Source organism: Psychrobacter sp. 1U2 (assembly GCF_051847575.1).
Genome location: NZ_JBPYDC010000209.1, coordinates 1 through 1,400, shown reverse-complemented (window position 1 = coordinate 1,400; position 1,400 = coordinate 1). Strand labels below are relative to the sequence as shown.

Below are 1,400 nucleotides of genomic sequence, written 5' to 3'. Positions count from 1 at the left end.
ACGGCTATCTTAACCTTACGTCCAGAGTATTGGCAGCAGACATCGACGCCACTAACATTGGGTATTATTGGACTGGGTAATATTGGTAGCATACTTGCGCAATACGCTACTGATCTTGGCTGGCAAGTATTGGGTTATGATCCGCTACTGCCCACATCGAACATCAACAATGCGAGCTTTGAGCAGCTCATTAGCCAAAGTGACGTTATTAGCTTACATGTACCGCTGACTGACAAAAAAGATAATGATAATCCCAGTGGTAGTGATTATCCAACGGGGCACTTAATTAATAAAACTGCGCTAGATGCTATGCCGTCGAAAACTTTACTCATTAATAGTGCACGTGGACCAGTTATTGATGCAGCAGCATTACAAGCCGACATCGAGAGTAATGAGCGTCAAGTAGTGCTCGATGTGTTTGAGCATGAGCCGCAAGTATCTGAGCCGTTCTTCTCCAAGCTGGCTATCGCCACACCGCATATCGCTGGTTATACCTTGGAAGGTAAGCTGCGCGGTACACAAATGGTTTATGATGCGTTGTGTGAAGCATTTGCGGTCACGCCTACGCAGGCGATGCAGCAGCTATTACCAGTCAATATGTATCTATGGTCTGAGCTTAAAGCCTATCCAGATAGGCTAGTAAAGTTTTACGACATCATGCAAGATGATAGAGAGCTGCGCGAAAAAGTAACTAATGGACAGGTGAGTGGCGCGGACTTTGACCAGCTGCGTCGTGATTATCATTTGCGCCGTGAGTGGCAGTTTTAAATCCTGGAAATATTAAATTCAAAAACACATTGTTTATAAACCCTGTTGGATAGTAATGAATCAGTCAAGCAATACCTCTACTCATACTTCTAAGCCTACCTATGCCCCAACTATGACACTTGCAATGGCGCAAAAGCGTGCAAAACTGCTTAGTGATATTCGCCAGTTTTTTGCAACGCGTCAAGTGCTCGAGGTACAGACGCCACTGCTATCGCAAGCAGGTAATACTGATACTTTTTTGCAATCAGTGGCTGCGCAAGTCACTTATCAAGATAGGCCACGTACTTATTATCTACATACCTCCCCTGAGTTTGCGATGAAGCGTCTTCTTGCCAGCTGGCAGGTGCCTATTTATCAGATTTGCTCTGTATTTCGTAATAATGAGATAGGGACGCGGCATAATATTGAATTTACCATGCTTGAATGGTATCAGCCGTACTATAATTTGACAGATTTGGCTGACGAACTGGGTCAATTATTAGAGGCGTTATATGGCTATCCGGTAGTCATGAATCACTATCGTTATGTTGACGCATTTATGGACTTTGTGGGAATCCATCCTTTGACAGCCAGTATAGAAGCACTGGAAGCGGTCGCAGAAGATAAAGGTTTGGCAGGTTTAGATTTCGATA

Annotated in this window: 2 protein-coding genes; both read left to right on the top strand. The window is 44.1% G+C overall.

Going from position 1 to position 1,400, the window contains the following annotated elements; all coding sequences use genetic code 11:
* Positions 1 to 768, top strand: a 768-nt coding sequence (locus ACS8FD_RS14540; protein WP_439276381.1) for a DUF3410 domain-containing protein, incomplete at its 5' end; no start/stop codon positions are given.
* Between the two features lie 55 nt (positions 769 to 823).
* Positions 824 to 1,400 (top strand): amino acid--tRNA ligase-related protein (locus tag ACS8FD_RS14535; RefSeq protein WP_439276380.1); only part of this gene is annotated, 577 nt, incomplete at its 3' end.